The following is a 1,776-nucleotide window of genomic DNA, read 5'->3' as shown; positions in this document are numbered from 1 at the left end:
GTGGTGTAGAGCGCGAACCGTCCTTCGGCGCGGCGCTCGGCATCGGTCGGGTCGACGCCAAGCTCCGGCCTGCCGTCGCGGACTTCGGAGCCCAAGTCCTCGTCAAAGGTCGCCCACTCCGGCTGCTCCTCCTTGGGCGGAAAAATACTTTCCAGCGTCGAGTCGCCCTTGATCACCAGCTCGGCCATGTTCTGCTGGAACCGCATCACGATGTGCGCGGCCTGACTGGCCAGGGTCATCGGATACATCAGAATGGTTTTCGGCAGCTTGATCGTCTCCTCGACGGCAAATGTCGCCGCGCCGACCAGCAGCCGGACCCCATACGGTGCAGTAGCCATGCGTCCCAGCCTGCCTTAAACCGGCGGTCAACTCCAAGCCGACAGCGCGAGCTTGGCCCAAGAGATGTGCAGAGTCGAGTCCGGAGAAAGTAACCTGGTTGGCATGCCACCGACCGTCAACATGGGGATCCCGGGCGCCGCCGGCTCGGCGGTCGGGCCGGTGACCGGCAAGCGTGTGCTGCTGGCCGAGCCCCGCGGGTATTGCGCTGGTGTCGACCGCGCTGTCGAGACGGTCGAGCGGGCGCTGGAGAAGCACGGCCCGCCGGTCTACGTCCGGCATGAGATCGTGCACAACCGCCACGTGGTGGACACCCTGGCCAAGGCCGGGGCGATTTTCGTCGACGAGACCGACGAGGTGCCCGAGGGCGCGATCGTGGTGTTTTCCGCGCACGGCGTCGCCCCGACCGTGCATGCGTCGGCGGCCCAGCGGTCGCTGCGCGTCATCGACGCCACCTGCCCGCTGGTCACCAAGGTGCACAACGAAGCCAAGCGTTTTGCCCGCGACGACTACGACATCCTGCTGATCGGTCACGAGGGCCACGAGGAAGTCGTCGGTACCGCCGGCGAAGCCCCCGACCATGTGCAGCTGGTCGACGGGCCCGGCGCAGTCGAGGGTGTGACGGTCCGCGACGAGAACAAGGTCATCTGGCTGTCCCAGACCACGCTGTCGGTCGACGAGACCATGGAGACCGTGCAGCGGCTGCGTGCGCGGTTCCCGAAATTGCAGGACCCGCCGAGCGACGACATCTGCTACGCAACGCAGAATCGGCAGGTCGCGGTCAAGGCGATGGCGCCCGAGTGCGAGTTGGTCATCGTCGTCGGATCGCGCAATTCGTCGAACTCGGTGCGGTTGGTCGAGGTCGCTCTTGGCGCCGGGTCGGCTGCCGCGCATCTGGTGGACTATGCCGACGACATCGACCCGGCGTGGTTGGACGGCGTCACCACGATCGGGGTCACCTCCGGTGCATCGGTGCCTGATTTGCTGGTGCGTGGTGTTCTGGAGCGGCTGGCCGAGTACGGCTACGGCGTGGTGCAGCCCGTGACGACGGCTAACGAGACGCTGGTGTTCGCCTTACCGCGAGAGATCCGGCCCACCCGGTCTCGCTAGACGTCGTATTCCCAGGAGTCGGCTCCGGGCTCGCGCGACCGCCGGGGACGCGACGGGGGTTCTTCGCGCGAGTCGTCAGCCGGGCTCGAGCCGCGATAGCGGACCTGCGAGATCGGGTGGTGTGTGGCGGTGGCGCCGGATGTTCCGTTCGGCACCGACCTGCGACGAGGCTCGATGGGCTCGATGGGCTCGTAGGGGTCGAAGCGACTGCTGCGACGGGCCGGTTGAGCCTTGCGACTATGCGGGTCGCGGCGGATCTCGCGCGAGGGCCGACCGCGCAGGTCCGGATCGCGCGGCACCCTGCCGCGGCGGGGCGGCTCTGGACCGTCG

Annotated in this window: 2 protein-coding genes and 1 pseudogene; 1 reads left to right on the top strand and 2 read right to left on the bottom strand. The window is 67.8% G+C overall.

Annotated elements, in window-relative coordinates:
- A partial coding sequence (locus WB785_RS04015) for a lipid droplet-associated protein (protein ID WP_424077398.1) occupies positions 1 to 338 on the bottom strand: 338 nt, incomplete at its 3' end.
- Positions 339 to 441: 103 nt separating this feature from the next.
- Here WB785_RS04015 and WB785_RS04010 point away from each other — a divergent pair.
- The gene (locus WB785_RS04010; RefSeq protein ID WP_424077397.1) at positions 442 to 1,446 is read left to right on the top strand and encodes a 4-hydroxy-3-methylbut-2-enyl diphosphate reductase; all 1,005 of its coding nucleotides are present in this window, start codon (positions 442 to 444) and stop codon (positions 1,444 to 1,446) included.
- On the opposite strand, the pseudogene WB785_RS04005 reads toward WB785_RS04010, so the two are convergent.
- Positions 1,443 to 1,776: pseudogene (locus WB785_RS04005) on the bottom strand (DUF6542 domain-containing protein); the annotation flags it as partial. The gene WB785_RS04010 and the pseudogene WB785_RS04005 sit on opposite strands and share 4 nt — an antisense overlap.

It is taken from the genome of Mycobacterium sp. (genome assembly GCF_049585075.1).
In the GTDB taxonomy this organism is placed as follows: Bacteria; Actinomycetota; Actinomycetes; order Mycobacteriales; family Mycobacteriaceae; genus Mycobacterium.
This window is presented reverse-complemented; position numbering and strand designations above follow the sequence as displayed.